The sequence below is a fragment of the Paenibacillus sp. FSL R7-0333 genome (genome assembly GCF_038000365.1).
Classification (GTDB): Bacteria; Bacillota; Bacilli; order Paenibacillales; family Paenibacillaceae; genus Paenibacillus_AQ; species Paenibacillus_AQ silagei.
In genome coordinates, this window is sequence record NZ_JBBOBZ010000001.1 from 5177845 (window position 1) to 5194903 (window position 17059).

13 protein-coding genes are annotated in these 17059 nt (G+C 53.4%); all 13 read right to left on the minus strand.

All coding sequences use genetic code 11. The features are described 5' to 3' along the window. Window positions 1-65: 65 nt before the first annotated feature. Window positions 66-1661, minus strand: a complete 1596-nt coding sequence (locus MKY86_RS21810; RefSeq protein ID WP_076076257.1) for a helix-turn-helix domain-containing protein — start codon at window positions 1659-1661, stop codon at window positions 66-68. Window position 1662: 1 nt separating this feature from the next. After that, the gene (locus MKY86_RS21815) at window positions 1663-3381 is read right to left on the minus strand and encodes a sensor histidine kinase (RefSeq protein WP_076076255.1); all 1719 of its coding nucleotides are present in this window, start codon (window positions 3379-3381) and stop codon (window positions 1663-1665) included. Window positions 3382-3536: 155 nt separating this feature from the next. Beyond that, window positions 3537-4337 (minus strand): alpha/beta hydrolase, encoded by an 801-nt coding sequence (locus MKY86_RS21820; RefSeq protein WP_076076252.1) that lies wholly within the window; start codon window positions 4335-4337, stop codon window positions 3537-3539. A gap of 26 nt (window positions 4338-4363) precedes the next feature. Next, window positions 4364-5830, minus strand: coding sequence for a sucrose phosphorylase (gene gtfA / locus MKY86_RS21825; protein WP_076076250.1), 1467 nt, complete (start codon window positions 5828-5830; stop codon window positions 4364-4366). Window positions 5831-5843: 13 nt separating this feature from the next. Continuing rightward, window positions 5844-6800, minus strand: a complete 957-nt coding sequence (locus tag MKY86_RS21830) for a carbohydrate kinase family protein (RefSeq protein WP_076076232.1) — start codon at window positions 6798-6800, stop codon at window positions 5844-5846. Window positions 6801-6897: 97 nt separating this feature from the next. Continuing rightward, window positions 6898-7830 (minus strand): alpha/beta hydrolase, encoded by a 933-nt coding sequence (locus MKY86_RS21835; RefSeq protein ID WP_076076230.1) that lies wholly within the window; start codon window positions 7828-7830, stop codon window positions 6898-6900. A 46-nt stretch (window positions 7831-7876) separates the two neighbouring features. Next, entirely contained in the window at window positions 7877-8851 is a 975-nt protein-coding gene (locus MKY86_RS21840; protein WP_076076227.1) for a LacI family DNA-binding transcriptional regulator, read from the minus strand. A gap of 477 nt (window positions 8852-9328) precedes the next feature. Then, window positions 9329-10318, minus strand: a complete 990-nt coding sequence (locus MKY86_RS21845; RefSeq protein WP_076076225.1) for a LacI family DNA-binding transcriptional regulator — start codon at window positions 10316-10318, stop codon at window positions 9329-9331. Window positions 10319-10426: 108 nt separating this feature from the next. Next, entirely contained in the window at window positions 10427-11254 is an 828-nt protein-coding gene (locus tag MKY86_RS21850; protein WP_076076222.1) for a carbohydrate ABC transporter permease, read from the minus strand. Further along, on the minus strand, window positions 11254-12135 hold the full coding sequence (locus tag MKY86_RS21855) for a carbohydrate ABC transporter permease (RefSeq protein WP_036699404.1): 882 nt from the start codon (window positions 12133-12135) through the stop codon (window positions 11254-11256). The genes MKY86_RS21850 and MKY86_RS21855 overlap by 1 nt, the downstream gene beginning before the upstream one ends. Before the next feature lie 84 nt (window positions 12136-12219). Beyond that, window positions 12220-13584 carry an ABC transporter substrate-binding protein gene (locus MKY86_RS21860; protein ID WP_340827480.1) on the minus strand — a complete coding sequence of 455 codons (1365 nt, stop codon included), beginning with the start codon at window positions 13582-13584 and terminating at the stop codon, window positions 12220-12222. Window positions 13585-13764: 180 nt separating this feature from the next. Continuing rightward, window positions 13765-15393, minus strand: coding sequence for a response regulator (locus MKY86_RS21865; protein ID WP_083684578.1), 1629 nt, complete (start codon window positions 15391-15393; stop codon window positions 13765-13767). Next, on the minus strand, window positions 15347-17059 hold the full coding sequence (locus MKY86_RS21870; RefSeq protein ID WP_076076217.1) for a sensor histidine kinase: 1713 nt from the start codon (window positions 17057-17059) through the stop codon (window positions 15347-15349). Before MKY86_RS21870 ends, MKY86_RS21865 begins: the two co-directional genes overlap by 47 nt.

A 17059-nucleotide genomic window follows, 5' to 3' on the forward strand; every position in this document is an offset into this window, starting at 1 on the left:
GTTTTTATAAAAAAACGTACTCAGTAAGAAGCTCCGCTTCTCTCTTCGAAAAGCGGAGCTTCCTGCTATAGAGCGGATTTGTGCTTGGAACGGTAGGCTGCCGGGGTTTCGCCTGTCCATTTTTTGAATACGGTGGAGAAATAGGAGAGGGTATCGAAGCCGGTATCCATGGCAATTTCCCCGATGCTCGCCGTGCTCTCCACCAGCCTCTGCTTCGCCGCTCTGATCCGGCAGTCGTTCAGGTACTCCTTCACGCTCTGGCCGGTCCCGTGCTTGAACACCTTGGCCAGATAATCCGCGGTCAGATATACGCTTGCGGCAACATCCTCCCGGCTGAGGTCCTGGGTATAGTGGTCCTGAATGAACCGTTTGGCCCGCTCGACCACCCCTTCGGACTGCAGCACCTCCTTAATGGAATCCAGCGTCTTATCCGTCAGCGCCTGCGCCCATTTCATGAAGTCGAACACGCTGCTCTCGGCATCCTGGGCCAATTGCTGGCTGAGCTCGCCCTCGAAGAGCCGGTGGGCTTGAATGTGGTGCCGCGCGAGCAGCGAATAGACCACCTGAAGCAGGTCCTCTCGTATCGAATGGAGCGTTGCCGCATCCAGCTTGTTCAGACTCGTCAGCAGCTCCAGCTCTTTCTTGAGCCGGTTCACAATCTGCGCCTTCTCCTTCTGGACGAACAGCAGGGTGAACAGCTCCGTATCCAGGGTGAAGCGCTCGGTCAGATCTACCTGGAAGGGCTTATTCGGCAAATGCAGCTTCCCCCGGAAAATAATGTTCGCCTCGTCCGCCTGCTCCAGCTCCGTCTTAAGCTGCGCCAGGCGGGAGATCGCCGCAGGCTCACTGAAGTAACAGGTAGCCGTACATTTCAGATACTGTCTGGACAGCCGGATGATCTCTCCGGCGCTCACCTCCAGCTCCTGCATATCCGCCGGACTCTCCACAATGATCGCATTGTAGAATACTTTATCGACCTGATAGGCAATCATCCGGCCGCTGCCCACCCGGCTGCTGAGAATTTCAGAGACCAGGTTCGAGAGGGCATAATGGAAGATGCTCTCATCCCATTCCCGTTCAATCTGGGAGCGGGGAACACTTACCAGCAGCAGCCTATATTCTGCCTGCACCGGGATGGACAGCTCCCGCTTCTGCACCTCACTCTGGATCAGCTGTGGCCGGGGAGAGATTGTCGCCGTCAGCACATCGCTCCAGAAGCTGCGTTCTATCAGATCCTGGTTCTTCAGCCACGCATGGCCCAGCTTGCTGTATTCGCCTAACATGATTTTGTTCTTCAGCGTATCCATAGACTTGCGCAGCGCCGCTTCCAGCTCCTGCTTGTCCAGCGGCTTGACCAGATACGAGTCTGCGTCATACGAGATCGCCTGGGAGGCGAAGGTGAAGCTCTCATGACAGGTCAGGAAGATGAATCCGCCTTCATATTGACGCTCTCTGACCCACTTGATCAACTCAATGCCCGAGCCGCGCGGCATTTCAATATCGCAAATCATCAGATCCGGCTCGCCGTTCTCGAAGAGTTGCTTCGCATCCTGTATATTATGAGCGGTTAGCACTTCCGTAATTCCGAATTCCTCCCAATTCACAATACCGCGCAACGCTTCAATTGTAGGAATATCATCGTCAATCAGCATACAACGCATATTATCCTCCCTCTAAGCCAGGCTGGCTCCATTCGAGTGGCTTCACAGGAATCCACAGCTCAACCCTCGCACCTGTAGTCTCGATATTCGACAGCTTAAGCAGATCTTCCCGTTTGTAGAGCAGTCTGAGGGTCTTGCGGATATTAGCAATGCCCACTCTGCCTCCGTCCTCCCCTGCCTCTTCGCGCTCCGGCTGATCCAGCCATTCAGAAGTGAAGCCCGCCCCGTTATCTTCAATGACAATGCTGACAAATGGACTATCGTCCCGCAGCTCCATCCGCACCCTGATGAATATGGACAGCAGCTCCTGAACGAACATAGCATGCTTGAACGTATTCTCCACAAAGGTCTGAATCATGAATTGGGGAACCGGCACCTGCCGCGCTTCCTCCTGCATCTCGATCATGAAAAAAATCTGCTCAGGATAACGGATCTCCTGCATCCGGATATAGTTCTCAGTATGCCGGATCTCCTCCTCCATCGTCACTTCCATCAGCCCTCCTCTGAACATATACCGGAGATGCTCGGAGAGGCAGTGGATCAGGCGGCGGATCTCCTCATTTTTATTCTGATAGGTTAGGCTCGTAATCGTTGAGATCGCATTCAGGAAAAAATGGGGCCGGATCTGCATCTGCAGATACTTGATCTCGGCGCGGCTGATTTCGATCTGTTCTTCATAAGACTGAATCTTCAGATCCTTGATCTCACTGACCATGGACTCCAGCGCATGGAACAGCTTCAGGAATTCCAGGGAATACGGGGTATTCTGCGGAATCTGGTATTCCAGCTGCCCCTGCTCGACCGCCTTCGCCGCCTTCACCAGCTCCAGAATCGGCCTCAGCACATCTCTCGTCAGGAATCTCAGCACCAGCGGCACCACGATGACCGAGAGAACCGCCAGCAGGGCGATCCCCCACTGAATCAGCTTCAGGCCTGAGAACAGACTGCCCTTGGCAACCATTTGAGTCATCTGCCCGAACTCGCCGATCGGTTCAGATACAATCAGGTAATCCCGCTTATACTGCCTGCTTAAGCTCTCAAGCGTCGACTCGCCCTCCTGCAGAGAGATATTACTCGCTGCCAGTATATTGCCCTGCGAATCACTTAACACATAACGGTTCTGATCATTGCCTCCCCTATCGACCATGGCCAGCAGCGTGTCCGCTTTCACCAGCGTTCCGAAGCTGACCCCTGAATACGAAATATATTTGAACAAGTAGGACTCGCCGCGGATCTGGAAGACCTTCCATTCCCCGCTTGGTGCTGCCGGAGCCGTACTGAATTTATGCATATTGATAAAATCCACCAGAGCCAGCTTATCCTCCGATTGAATCCGGCGGTTGAACTGCTCCAGCACCAGCTCCTCCGAGAGCCTGATGAACATGCCGTCGCTCGAATTATCACCCGCTATTTTTGCCTGCAGGCTATTCTTGAGCTGCTGGACCTTGAAATACCGGCTGTTCTCATCCATCCCCGCCGAATTCACCGCAGTATCCACGTTATGGTCGAACACCTCAATGAGGTCCTTGGAGAAATTGTTGAAGTTATTATGAATATTGGCCTGATAGAGGGCCAGTGTATTACGCGAGCTGGTCAGTGCATTACTCCGCACCACCTCCAGGGAGTAGATGTTACTCAGAACAAGGATGGACAGCAGGATCGCAAGAATCACTGTCATCTGCAACGCAAATTTGAACACGATACTGTTGGTTCGGATCATCCCCGCCTCTTCCTTTCCCCGGAATTCAGCACGCCCCTGAGCCGATACCTTCTCGGTCGGACCCAGGGGCGTGTAAGTATGCAATTTGCGATTGAGTACGTGAAAATTATTAGTATTGGGATAGTCTCTCCTCCGCCACTTTTCCCAATTATTAATCAGCTCACAGGAGCAGCCGCCCAATCCAGCGCAGCTTCAATATGCTTATCCCAGTACGCCCAGTTATGGTCGCCAGGGCCTTCTTCATAGTAATGGGCGGCCTGCTCGCCTTCCAGGAACTGATGGAACCGGCGGTTCACATCCAGCAGCATGTCCTCGGTTCCGCACGCCATGTACAGCTCCGGCAGGGCAAGTCCCTGCGCCTTCACATCACGCACCAGCTGTTCAGGGTCTTTGTCGCTGCCAAGCAGCCTACTCAGATCTCCGAAGACGCTGGTATAGTAGGAATAGCTGGCAATTCCGTCTTTATAGTCTGGGGCAATATTGGCCACTCTATACGGAATTAAGGCCGAGGATAAGGCGATGATCCGGCCGAAGCGCTCCGCGTATTTCAGGCCGTTGCGGATTGCCCCGTAGCCTCCCATCGATAAGCCGCCGATCCAGGTATCCTCTCTGGCTGCTGATAGCGGGAACAGCTTGCGGGTGAAGTCTACCAGCTCTCTGCCGATATACTCACCGTAGTATTCCTCCCTAAGCTCATCATTGACATAGAAGCGGTTCTCCCCGGCCGGCATGAATACGGCCACCTGATGCCTGTCTGCCAGCTCCTTGATTCTGGAGAAGTTCAGCCAGTCGTTCTGGCTGCCGGAGAAGCCGTGCAGCAGATAGAGCGATCTCAAAGGCTGGCCCGACCAGGCCGGAAGTCCCCAGCCCTCCGGCAGATCCACCGGCAATATGGCCTGGATCGTGACCTCCCGCTTCAGACTTGCCGAGAACAGGCTGATTTGCATTGTAGCCATCATCATTCCCCCTTAACGAATTAGAATCAGACCCAGTATACCGCTTCTTGTCCCTGCTGATCTATATATTCGATAACAGTCTTATAATTCTGCAGGTTAATATGCAGCCGGCAATATGCTGCTCCCTGCTCCCACATCAGCCTGATTTCATCCGCCTCTGCCTCAAGCACCCGGAAGGTTCCATGGAAGGCGCTATACTCATTGCGGAAACGGATCAGCTTCATCAGACGCTGCACGACCTCCCGCTCACTCTCCGCTGCAATCTCCTCCAGCGTATAGTTATGGCGGTTAATCTCCCGGCCTTCCCCCGTCAGGGCGACCTGCTCCAGATCATTGCGGCCAGCCAGCAAGCCTACATAATAGACCTGCGGAATACCCGGTACGAAGAATTGAATCGCTCTGGCTGCCAGATACGCATCGTCATCTTCATTCAGCGCACTGTAATACGTGCAGCGGATCTGATGGACATCGAAGCCGTCCGGCGCCTTATGCTCCTCGGACAGAATCAGGCTCAGGTTCGCCCCGCGCTCCACGCAGAGATCCACCAGCTCCCGGGCTTCCTTGGTATCAATCAGATCATCCAGATCCGGCTTCACCGGAACCCCGTCATGACAGTCCAGCATCGTGAACTGCTTATGCGGGCGGATCCGCAGATAGTCGTACAGCGCCGTATTGTTTTTGCTGGTAAGCGCCTCAAGCACACGGTAAGGCAGAATGAAATCATAGATCCAGCAGCCGTATTCCGATAGCTTAGTCTGGATACTGTGATGCGCGTGCACCTCCGGCAGCAGTGCTATATCCAGCGAGTCGGCCATCTCTTTGATCCAGTCCAGGAATTCATAGATCTCCGGCTCCACATAGAAACAACTGGTGCCCAGCTTCTTGATCACGTACCCGACCGCATCCAGCCTGACGATCTTGACATTCTGTTCTTTGAAATTCTCGAAGAACTGCCGCAGCAGGTCGCGGGTGAGCGGAGAATGGATATCCAGATCAATCTGCTCGGAAGGATCGGTTTTGCCAAAAGTGGTCCAGACCTTCTCTTCCACCCCTCCGGAGGTAGTGAAGGTAGAATAAGGCAGCGGCCGCCGCAGGAACATCTTCTCGATATCCGTACGCACAGGCTCGCCATTCTCCCAGATCTTGTCCAGGGTGATGAACAGATCCGCATATTCCGAAGCCCGGCCATGCTCCAGGAAGTCCTGGAAATACGGCGATTGCCTGGAGATATGATTGACCATCAGATCCACCAGCACATCGAATTCTTCCCCGATGCTGCGGATGTCCTCCCAGCTGCCGAATTCCGGCTCGATCTCCAGATAAGTCAGCGGCGCAAAGCCGCGGTCCCCCGAAGAAGGAAAGGGCGGAAGGATGTGAATCCCCCCGGCAAACAGCCCGGCGAAGGGACCGCGCAGCACCTGATGGAGCTGCTTCAGGTCTCCGCCCAGGGAATCGGGATAGGTAATTAACTGTACTTGATTCTTCAGTGTCATCTTAAGAAGCCTCCTACAGGTTGAATTGTTGCTTAATGACCGCAAGCGCAGGCAGATCGACTACCGCACCGGTGAATTTCAGTTTGTACGCGCTGACAGCAGATCCAAGCTCCAGCGCTTCTGTGAGCGTATACCCTTTGATAATAGCTGTATAGAATCCGGACCAGAAGGCATCTCCTGCTCCCGTCGTATCTTCAATCTGCGTCGCCTTGGTCGCAAACGACATCGTTTCGCTGCCGGTGGAGACGAGTGCCCCGTCCTTGCCCAGCGTCAGAATGACCAGCTTCGCGCCAAGCGCAAGGAATCTGGCGATCTGCTCCTCCGGCGTGCCGGGTCCGAACAGGCGCTCAGCGTCATCCTCGGAAGGCTTGATGATATCCACCTTCGGGATGATGCTTTTGACATAGGCTACCCCGTCCTCCCCCTTCTGCCAGATCGAAGGATGATAGTTGGGATCGAAGCCGATCAGCACCTTATGCTTCCGCGCCGTCTGGATCACCCGCTCCACTGTCTCACGGGACGGGGTCCTGGAGATCGGCCAGCAGGAGAAGTGGACAATTCTGGAATGAATCAAGGCTTGCTCCAGCGCCTCATTGTACTCCAGCCGGTAATCCGCCGCACGGTAAAAGATTGGAACCGGCGTAGCCTGACTCTTGGTAATCACCACCATACTGGTAGAATCATCGACCTGCTGGATGCCGCTTGTCGCCATTCCGGCGCTTTGCAGCCGGTTCATCAGATAGTTGCCCAGGCTATCCCTGCCCACTGCCGAAGCCACATGCGACCGGATGCCCAGCTTCCCCGCATTAATGGCAATATTTGAAGGCGATCCGCCAAAATACCGGGTATATCCATCACCTACCGTGTCCTCGCCGTACTCATTGGAGATCATATCCACGAGCAGCTCGCCCACTGTTAACACATCGTTCGCCTGATCTTCAAACTGTATTGTCTCTCCGAGTTTAAACACCCGCACTCCCCCTTGGTACTCCAGTATCCTTGTGTCCTATCCATTCTATGGTCTCTGTGTACACAATACTTTCAAAAACCCGTCCTCTTTTTATAATTTAAGAGTTCAAGGCTCTTGCCAGGGCATGGACGTATCCCTCTCTGGCTCTGCGGCTGACTTCGGCTGCAGGGACAACATGCTCGAAGCCATGATAGCCTCCCGGGTAGAGATGAAATTCCACTTCTACACCCGCCTGTGCCAGCCGGGCCACATAGTCTATCGTCTCATCACGGAACGGATCGAGCTGTCCGACGCAGATATAGGCGGGCGGAAGTCCCGCCAGTTGATCCGCACGGCCGGGTGCTGCATAAGGGGAGGTGTCTGCACCTCCGGCAGGGCCGCCCAAGTACATCTCCCAAGCAACCAGGTTGTTCGCCCGGTTCCACACCGCCGGGTGCGTGACCTCATAACTCGAAGGTGTAATGTTGCGGTCATCCAGCATTGGATACAGCGGAAGCTGGAAGCAGAGGGCAGGGCCGCCCTTATCTCTAGCCATCAGGGCCAGGGCAGCCGCCAGACCGCCGCCCGCACTCGCGCCGCCTACGGCAATCCGGGCCAAATCGATGCTCAGCCCGTTGTTGATATCGGCCAGCCACACAAGCGCTGCATAACAGTCCTCAATGGCAGCCGGGTAAGGATGCTCCGGGGCAAGGCGGTAGTCGGGCGACACAACCACACAGTTGGCCGCGAGGACGAAGCTCTCGCATAACGCATCGTCACCGCTCGGCTGGCCCAGAATATAGCCGCCCCCATGAGTCCAGAGCAGGGCAGGCAGCTTATGCTTACTCCGCTTCGCCGGTTCATAGATTCTGATCCGTACCGGCCCGGAACCGGCAATCAGGACCCGCTCCGTAATGCGGACACGGTCCGACGGTTCTGTAGGCAACGGAATCATATTCCGGGCTGCGGCCAGATCCTCCGGCAAATGCAGCGGCGGCAATCCGGCAATCCCCTCTCTTAATTCCGGGGCCACGCGGTGAATGAAATTCATCTATATTCCCTCCATATCGCTTCTATGTGAATGAATCCTGCGTGCTTCAAGTGGTCCCCTTCTCCGATAACCGGACGGGAAGAATCGTCTCCAGCGGGACCGGCTCGCCGGCAATCTGCTGAAGCAGATATTGAACGGCCAGCTCGCCCATCTTCTTAATCGGCTGTACGATAGTAGTCAGATCCTCCGCATCCAGGGCGGCAATTCCGTCATATCCAATGACTTTGACTTGACCGGGCACGGCTCTGCCCAGCCTTCTGCACTGCTTCAGCACCTGCAATGCCAGCATATCGCTGCTCGCGAATACGCCGTCCAGCTCAGGGCGTTCCTCAAAAAGACTGCTGACCAGCTTCTCGTAATCCTTATACTTGAATCCGTTCAGATCGGTTTGCCGGACGGTATATTCAACATCTTGCCTGCTGACCAGCTCCAGGAAGGCGTCATGCCTTTGCTTGGCCAGCAGATTCAGGCGCAGATTCCCGCTGAGATAGGCGATGCTCCGGCATTTTTTGCGCAGCAGCAGCCGGGTGGCCAGCACTCCCCCCTGATAGTTATCCGAGGCAATGAACGGGATCGTCTTCGAGATCTGCCGGTCCAGCGACACCAGCGGCAGGTTGATTGACTTATAATCGCTCACGCTCATCGTATGGCTGCCCATGATGATGCCGTCAACCCGGCTGGCCCGCAGCAGATCGATGTACTCTTTCTCTTTTTTCTTGTGATGCAGGGAATTGCACAGCATAAGCTTGTAGCCTTGTTCATAGGCATAGGCCTCAATATGCTTGGTTACCTCTCCGAAGAACGGATGGGAGATATCCGGCAGAATCAGGCCGATCATATTGGACTTCTTGCGCAGCAAGGAGCGTGCCACCTCACTCGGATGGTAATTCAGCTCCTCCATGGCATCGTTTACCTTTTGCTTCAGACTCTCACTGAGGTACCCCCGGTTATTCAGCACACGGGAGACGGTAGTGACGGAGACGCCAACCTTCTCGGCAACATCTTTGATGGTTACAGCCATCCGTACCTCCTGACCCGGGTAAGCCTACTTCCTCTGTTCAGCGGAACAGGGCATGGCTCTATGTTAACCGGTTGATATAATAGGGCAGCAGCAGTTTTAAATTTATAAGCAAGAACATCGGGCTAACAGTAGGCTGATACCGCTACCCGTTGCCGACTTCTACTCTTAGATTCATGTAGGTAATTGTATTTCCTGCAATAGAAAATGCATAGCTGGCCGTAAAATGAGATTCTATTGCATTTTATACAGTGGAATGTTGTGTTTTGGGTGAAAAATGGCCTTTTGTCAACATTCAAATGTACTGAATACAATAGATTCTATTTTGAAGGCTTTTTCACAGCATTCTAATGTACAAAATGCAGTTGCTATCGTTCCAGCACCTGCAGCATCCGAAAGACTGCTGTGGGAATATTCACAATATTAAACCTGATACTGTACTAAGGCAGACACTGGCAGGGAAGCTGCCAGTCCTGAGTATCAGGTCGTGCCGCGCTCCACAGCCGTTACCGGGAACGTATTCACCATCGCCACCGCCTGACCCTCGATCTGCTGGACCGCCAGCTCCATAATGGCTTCGCTCATCTCCTGAATCGGCTGCCGGACAGTGCTTAGACGCGGGGAGATCATAGAGGCGAGCTGCACATCATCATAGCCCACAATGCGCATCGCTGAAGGAATCTCCTTGCCGAGCAGGTTGCAGGCATGAATGACCTCGGCGGCAATCACATCACTGCTGGCAAATACGCCGTCGATCTCAGGATGCTCCTGGAGGTAGGCGGCAATGGCGGTATCCCCTCCGGTATAGCTCCCCTGTTCAACCTCCAGCTGCAAGAACAGCGGCGCAAGCCCTGCGTGCTTCAGCTCTTCTTCATACCCCTGCTTTCTCAGGCCGGCCAGCATGAAGTGATGCTGGGGACCGTCGATCCCCCGCTGGATATAGACCGTGTGCCGGCAGCCCTGGCCGGTTAATAACCGGGCAGCCAGCCGCCCGCCCTCCAGATTATCCGAGGTGACCACGGGAATATCCTCCGAGATGAAACGGTCGAAGGAGACGATCGGCAGGTCCAGGTGAAGATAATGCTGCACATCCAGCACGGCACTGCCCATGATGATGGCGTCAACCTGGTTTTTTTTGAGCATCTCGATATAATCCACTTCCTTGGAGACGTTACGGTTGGAATTGCAGAGCAGTAGCTTGTAGCCCTTAAGGTCTGCGTAATATTCGAGATAGGCGGTCAGCTCGGCAAAAAAAGGATGGGAAATCGCCGGGATGATCAGCCCGATCATATTGGATTTTTTGCGGAACAGGGCCCGGGCCATTTCATTCGGCTGATAGTTCATTTCCTTCATCACCCGGTAGACCTTCTCCTTCGTCTTGTCACTGATATACCCTCTATTGTTAAGGACTCTGGACACTGTATTCACAGAAAGTCCTGCCTGCTTCGCAACATCCTTCAGATTCGCCATAGAAACCACCTTGCTTTTTAGTTCCAATTATAGATGAATTTCGCATGGATTTCAGCTATTGAAGAGTAATCTTCACTGCGGTGTACATTGGGACTTCCTCGCTCCCACTTATTTCAGCGCCCCTTCTGTGATCCCTTTGATGATTTGCTTTTGCAGGAACAGGTAGATGATCAGCACGGGAATGATCGTCATAATCAGCCCGGCCATCAGCGGCGCATAGTCCACAGAATAAGAGGAGAAGAAGGTATACGTGGACAGCGGCAGTGTCTTCTGATCCGGCGACAGCAGCACCAGACTGGGCAGGAGATAGTCATTCCAGATCCAGAGCACATCGAGTACCAGCAGGGTGACGAACACAGGCTTCAGCAAGGGCAGCACAATACTGAAAAACGTCCGCAGCGTGGTGCTCCCTTCGATAAATGCCGATTCTTCCAGCTCATAAGGAATCCCCTTGATAAAGCCGTGGAACGTGAAGACGCCAAACGGCACTCCGAAGCCGAGATACATGAACAGCAGCGTCAGCTTGGTATTCAGCAGCCCCATATTCCCGTACAGCATGACCATTGGAATCATCAGCACCTGGAAGGGCAGAGCCATGGAGGCCAGCATGATGAAGAAGAAGATGGAATTCACCTTCCATTTGTAGCGTACGAACAAGTACCCGGTCATCGCCGAGAAAATAATTATGATCGTAACGGAAATCCCCGTAATGATCAGCGAGTTCATGAATCCCTGCATAAAGTCCATATTCTCAAACGCGCTGGCATAGTTCTTGAAATTAATCGTTGTCGGCAGTGACAGCGGGCTCTCGAAGAATTGCTGGGTGGTCTTGAAGGAGTTCATAATAATCAGCAGGAACGGTGTTAAAAAGGCCAACAGCAGCAGGTACAGGAATCCTGTCCGCAGGCCCGGGAGGATACGCCGGTTAGCATTCATTAAGATTCCACCTCCAGCTTCTTCAGCAGATAGGATTGCGTCAAGGCGATAATCGCGACGACAGCGAACAGAACGACTGCCTCTGCCTGGCCGACACCGTATTGATTGGACAGGAAGGCTTTTTGCACGATATGGTAGGTGGCCAGCTCCGTTGAATTGAACGGTCCGCCCTTGGTTAACGCCAGGTTGATGTCATACGTTAAGAAGGATCGGGACAAGGAGATGAAAATACAGATGACGATCGCAGGAACCGTCAGCGGCAGGATGATTCTGCGGATCACTGAAGTCCTCCCCGCCCCGTCAATGCTCGCCGCCTCCAGCACATCATTCGGAACGCCTGTGAAGCCCGCGATATAAATGATCATCAGATACCCGACCAGCTGCCAGGCGGTCGCAATGATCAGCGCCCAGAATGCCGTCCCCGTATTCGTCAGCCATGAGGTCTGAAACAGCTCCCAGCCATATTTAGCGCCAAGGTAAGGCAGCACCTGTGAGAAAAGCGTCTGCCACAGGTATCCGAGTACAATCCCGCCGACCAGATTGGGTGTGAAGAAGCCTGTGCGCAGCCATTGCTCGCCTCTCCCGCCTCTCGTCAGGGCGAGTGCGATGAAGAAAGCGAACACATTGGCAATCACCACGGTGAAGAAGACATACTTCAGGGTGAACCACAGCTGTTGAAGGAACACCTTATCCCTGAACACCTCCAGATAATTCGTGAAGCCGATCAGGCTGCTGTCGCCTGTCCGGACATCCCAGTTCGTGAAGGTCAAATATAAGCCGACGATGAACGGTATGATCACAACGGCGGCAAAAGCGAAGATAGAGGGACCTCCGAAGACCAGAAACGTCCCCGCATTCTTCAGTGATAGCTTTTTGTTCATAGTGCTGCCCCCTTTCCTCTTAACAGGCTGAACTGGAGAATATCCCGGTTCAGCCTGTTCTTTTAGCACAAACGAAGAGATTCTCTATTTCCCTGCGTACGATTTCCAGTAATCCTGAACCTCCTGCGCCAGCCCCTGGCGGTCGATATTGCCTACCAGATACTTCTGCATCGCAGCTCCGGTCTTGGCCCAGTAATCCTGCGGCAGGTAATTGATGACACCGATGTTGATGATGTTCCCTTGCTTCACGTATTCGCTGACGGCATTGGACATGATGTTCGTGCTCTGTGCCTTGAGATCCTTATACGGCATGGACAGCCCCATATCGCTAATAATGGCCCTCTGCCCGTCCTCGCTGCTGACCATCCATTCGATGAACGATTTGGCGGCTTCCTGCTGCTCCGGCGTAGACTTTGAATCATCGATGGCGAACAGCTTAGGCTCGCTGTAGGCGACTTGCGCGTTGCCGAAATCCTCCGGGTTATTGCTCACCGGCAGCGGCAGAATACCGAAGTCGGCATCGCGGCCTTCCAGTGTTCCGATAACCGCCCAGCTCCAGTCTCCCATGAAGTAGAAGGCGGCAGCTCCCTTGGCGAAATCCGCGCTGTCGCGGTTATAATCGGCAACGAGCGGGTCACTCTTACGCGCGTTGTATTTTTTCAGCAGATCGAAGGTATCCATCAGTCCGGTGAACTGCGGATTCTCCGTCAGTTGAACCTGCCCGTTCTTCAGCTCCTCCACGAACTTCCGGTTGTCCTCCACTTTCTGCGACTGCAGGGAATAAGTCAGTCCCAGATAGTGGGCGCCAAGCGACCAGTCTGCTCCGTGAAGCATGACCGGTGCTTTGCCGGAGGCTTCGATCTTCTTGAAAATCGCTTCGAGATCATCACGGGTCTTCACCGATGCGGGATCAAAGGCACCGCCGATCCCCTCTTCTACCGCACGCTTGTTGTACAGCAGACCGTAGCCTTGGGCCGTCCAGGGAATACCCAGGAATTGTCCGTCCAGCAATGCGCCATCGATGGCTCCCGGATTGGTCAGCGCTTCATATTTCGCCTTCTCCGGCTCTAAATCCAGAAAATCATCCTTATATTGAAGTATGGTGCCTGCATCCAGATTCACGATGGTCGCCGGATTGCCGGAGGCCAGCAGGGATTGGAACTTCTCAAGCTGCGCGCCGCCGATCGGTGTAGGAATCAGTTCAATTGTCACCTGCGGATTCTGCTCATGATACTTCTTGAACAGCTCTTCGAACACGGTGTTCACTTCTGCGGAGGTATTGAAGAACGTAAGTTTGACGTCTTTGGAGGCCTGCCCTGCTTGTGTTCCCCCATTCCCCTTGTCTTCCTTGCCAGCATTGTTTGCTGAATTCCCCTTGGAGCAGCCTGCGAGTAACCCGGTGACCACCGTCAGAGCGATAGCGAAGCTTGCAGCTTTTCTCAATTTCAACTGAATTCCCCCCATACTTATAATTGTTTTGAATGCGCATACATTTCGGATGCAATTTTATGATAACCGGTTAACATATTTATGTCAATCGGTTATCATATTTAAATTTTAGCTAAAAAAAGGCCCCAGCCCAAATTGAGCCGAAGCCTGTGATATTACGGGACAAGACCACGCATCCCCCTACAATTTCCCCCGGTAATCCTGGGGCGTCATGCCGAATTGCTCCTTGAACACCTTAATGAAATACTGGCTATTTGCGTAGCCTAGCTGCTCAGAGATCTCATAGATCTTCAGCTCGGAGTTGCGGAGGCTTGCTACGGCCTGCTCCATCTTCCTATTCAGGATATACTCGCTGATGCTGATCCCGCTGACCTGCTTGAACAGTCTGGAGACATATGCCGGATGAAGCGAGACCGCGTCCGCAACGAATTGCTGGCTGGCCTCTGCCAGATTAGCAGCGATGCAGCTCTGCATATCTTTGACGATGCCCATCCGGTTATTCTGTGTATCCCGTTCGAGCTTGCCCTGCAGGTTATCCACCAGCGCCTCACCCCAGCTGACCAGTTGGGACACGGAACGGAAGAGGGTCTTATCCAGCAGCTCCCGCCCGACCAGATCGGACAGCAGGCTATGATTCTTATGGGCAATATAGTGAAAGGAGCCGAGAATCATAGTACGGATCTCCTCAATATATTCTTCGTTATACGACGGCAGGTTGTTGCTGAATTCTCTCAGCTGCTGCAGCCGTTCCTTATACCCCTGCCACTGGCCGGTCTCCAGCAGATGCATCAGTGTCGGGGAAGCATATAAGTCCTTGAGCGGCTGGACCGGCGAGCTCTTCTGCTTGTCCGTCAAGGAGATGAAATAGCCCTGGTCATTGCCCACTTGCTGTCTTAACGCCGACTGGGAATCCTCATACATGGCGCGGATATCCAGCGGGAATTCCCCCGGGTAGGACAGAATAACCGAGATTCCGCCATTCAGATATTCATTCACACTGCTGTGCAGCTGATGGGTATTATGGGTTAGCTGCTTGAGAATCTTGTCCGGGTCAACCGCCCCCGCTTCACTGCTCTTCACAATAAACACCAGGTTCTCGTAAGCATCCCGGCCATGCCACAGCTCGAAGCAAGGGCCCAGCAGCTCGCAGGCAATGTTCGTCACCGCGTATTCAAAGAGCAATTGGCTATCCAGCCCGAAGTTCGTGAAATGCTCCTCCAGACGGATCAGAATCAGGAAGACCCGGTCGTTCAGCTGAAAATCAATCTGATATCCGCTGAGCTTGTCCTTCAGCCGTTCCTGCGGATAGGATTTGCCCTGAATCAGCTCGGCCAGCAGCTTATCCTTCAGCGCCGGGAGATGCTCCCGGAAGGCCAGCATCGCCTGCTCATAAGATGCCGTCCGGTCGATTTCCTTCTTAATCGTCTTAATCGTGCTCTCCAGAGCAGCACGAAGCTTCTGGTGATCCAGCGGCTTAACAAGATACTCTGCCACCCCATACTGAAGGGCTTCCCTGGCATATTCGAACTCGGCGTAGCCGGTTAGCAGAATACACTTGATTCTCCGGTGGGTCTTCCGCACCTGCTTCACCAGCTCCAGCCCGCTCATCCCGGGCATGGCGATATCCGTAATGACTATATCAACCGGGTATTGCCCGATCATCTGTATGGCCTGGGCGCCGGAGTAGGCTTTATATACTTTTTCAATCCCGAAGTCCTGCCATGGAAAAGCAAGCTCCAGATCATCTACGACATATTGTTCATCATCTACCAGCAGAATTTGCAGAATGAGCTTCTCCCTCCTTTTCAATCCGAATCCGGTAACAGGTGCCTTCGGACAGCACGGAGTCTACGGATAACCCGGAGTCCTTGCCAAAATACAATCGCAGCCGCTGATTCACATTCCTTAGCCCCGTTCCGAGCTGTTCATTGCTGATAATATTATCCTCGATATGGCGGCGGACCGCGCCAAGCCGTTCTTCCGTCATGCCGATTCCGTTATCCTTCACGGTAATCAGAAGATACGAATCATCTTCCTCGGCGGCAACCGAGATGATGCCGGGCCTCAGGCCCGGTTCAATGCCATGCTTAATGCAGTTCTCCACGAGCGGCTGCAGAATCATCCTTGGCAACCGGTATCTGCCCGCCTCCGCCGTGACACCGAATTCGAAGGTTATCTCTCTTTTGCGCAGATGGACCATGTGTAGATAATGCTCGACGAAATCCAGTTCATCCTGGAGCGTAGAATCCAGCTGTTCAATCTTATGAATGTACCGGCAGTAGGAAGCCAGATGCAGCGTCATCGCGGTGACCGCATGATAATCTTCGATGCTTGCTTTGCTCTGAATGAAATTCAGGCAGTTATAGAGAAAATGCGGATTAATCTGCGCCTGATACTGCTTCAGCTTCGCCTCCTTCACTTCAAGCTCGCCCAGCAGAACCTGCTCGATCAGTGTCTGGGTATTCTCCGCCATCCGGTTAAAGGAATTGCCCAGCACCTTGAACTCATTGACCTGCAGATCGACGGCACGGCTGGAAAAGTCGCCCCGGTCGAACCGGTCGATCGCCTTGCGCAGCATAATCACCGGCTTCTGCACCTGACGGCGAAGAAGCAGCGTGTAGAACATAATACCCACCAGCACCACCAGTACCGCATAGAGGAACAGCCGGTTATTGCGGTTAATCGGTTCGATATACTGGCGCTTGGGATAGGCGTCTATGAAATACAAATCCAGCATGTCCGACTTCATATAGTTAATCAGATACTCTGCACGATTCTCTGTAGCGGAGATGGTCCCCCTGTTCCCGCTGATCTGGGGACTGATCGACTGTAACAGCTCCTGCGGAAATGCCGCCCTTGGCTGGATAAAGGCCCCCTCAGAGGCATCGTATAACAGCGGCATACCGGAGACATACTGCTCCATCATTTTCACCAGATTATCCAGTGAAATCCTGACTTCAATTAACAGCGAGCTGATATGACTGCGCATGATGTTGGAGTAATATCCCTTGCCTTCCTTATCCATGTGCAGCACCCAGCGGTTCCGCGCCTGCTCCGGGGGGCTGAAGGTACTGAAGGAGAAGGAGGAATCAGAGGATACCGTCTCTTTCTCATCCTCATAGTACAGAATCACTGTATTCTTCCAGGAGGTAGAGGCGGTGTTCAGGGCGAGCTTATCGATGATGGTCAGCTTCATCTCATATTTGGAATATTGATCCCCGAACTTCAGAATATAAGGATATCCACGCACAGACTGGTCCTGTGACAAAGTAATGGTATTTGTCAGCACCTGTTCAAATTGCGTGGATAGCTGGGAGGTCATGAATTCAACCTCGTACATTTTATTTTTTCTCAGCTCATTCTGAATGTCCTTCACGTTCAGCCGGTAGATGAGCCAAAACGCACCTACAATGATCAGCAGCATCAGCATCAGAACAAACGACAGCCACTGAAAGATAGACAGACGATATTTCAC

Coding starts and splice junctions, on each gene's coding strand:
- MKY86_RS21815 (WP_076076255.1), bottom strand. CDS start 3,381: ATGATCCGAACCAACAGTATCGTGTTCAAATTTGCGTTGCAGATGACA.
- MKY86_RS21810 (WP_076076257.1), bottom strand. CDS start 1,661: ATGCGTTGTATGCTGATTGACGATGATATTCCTACAATTGAAGCGTTG.
- gtfA (WP_076076250.1), bottom strand. CDS start 5,830: ATGACACTGAAGAATCAAGTACAGTTAATTACCTATCCCGATTCCCTG.
- MKY86_RS21845 (WP_076076225.1), bottom strand. CDS start 10,318: ATGGCGAATCTGAAGGATGTTGCGAAGCAGGCAGGACTTTCTGTGAAT.
- MKY86_RS21850 (WP_076076222.1), bottom strand. CDS start 11,254: ATGAATGCTAACCGGCGTATCCTCCCGGGCCTGCGGACAGGATTCCTG.
- MKY86_RS21840 (WP_076076227.1), bottom strand. CDS start 8,851: ATGGCTGTAACCATCAAAGATGTTGCCGAGAAGGTTGGCGTCTCCGTC.
- MKY86_RS21835 (WP_076076230.1), bottom strand. CDS start 7,830: ATGAATTTCATTCACCGCGTGGCCCCGGAATTAAGAGAGGGGATTGCC.
- MKY86_RS21820 (WP_076076252.1), bottom strand. CDS start 4,337: ATGGCTACAATGCAAATCAGCCTGTTCTCGGCAAGTCTGAAGCGGGAG.
- MKY86_RS21855 (WP_036699404.1), bottom strand. CDS start 12,135: ATGAACAAAAAGCTATCACTGAAGAATGCGGGGACGTTTCTGGTCTTC.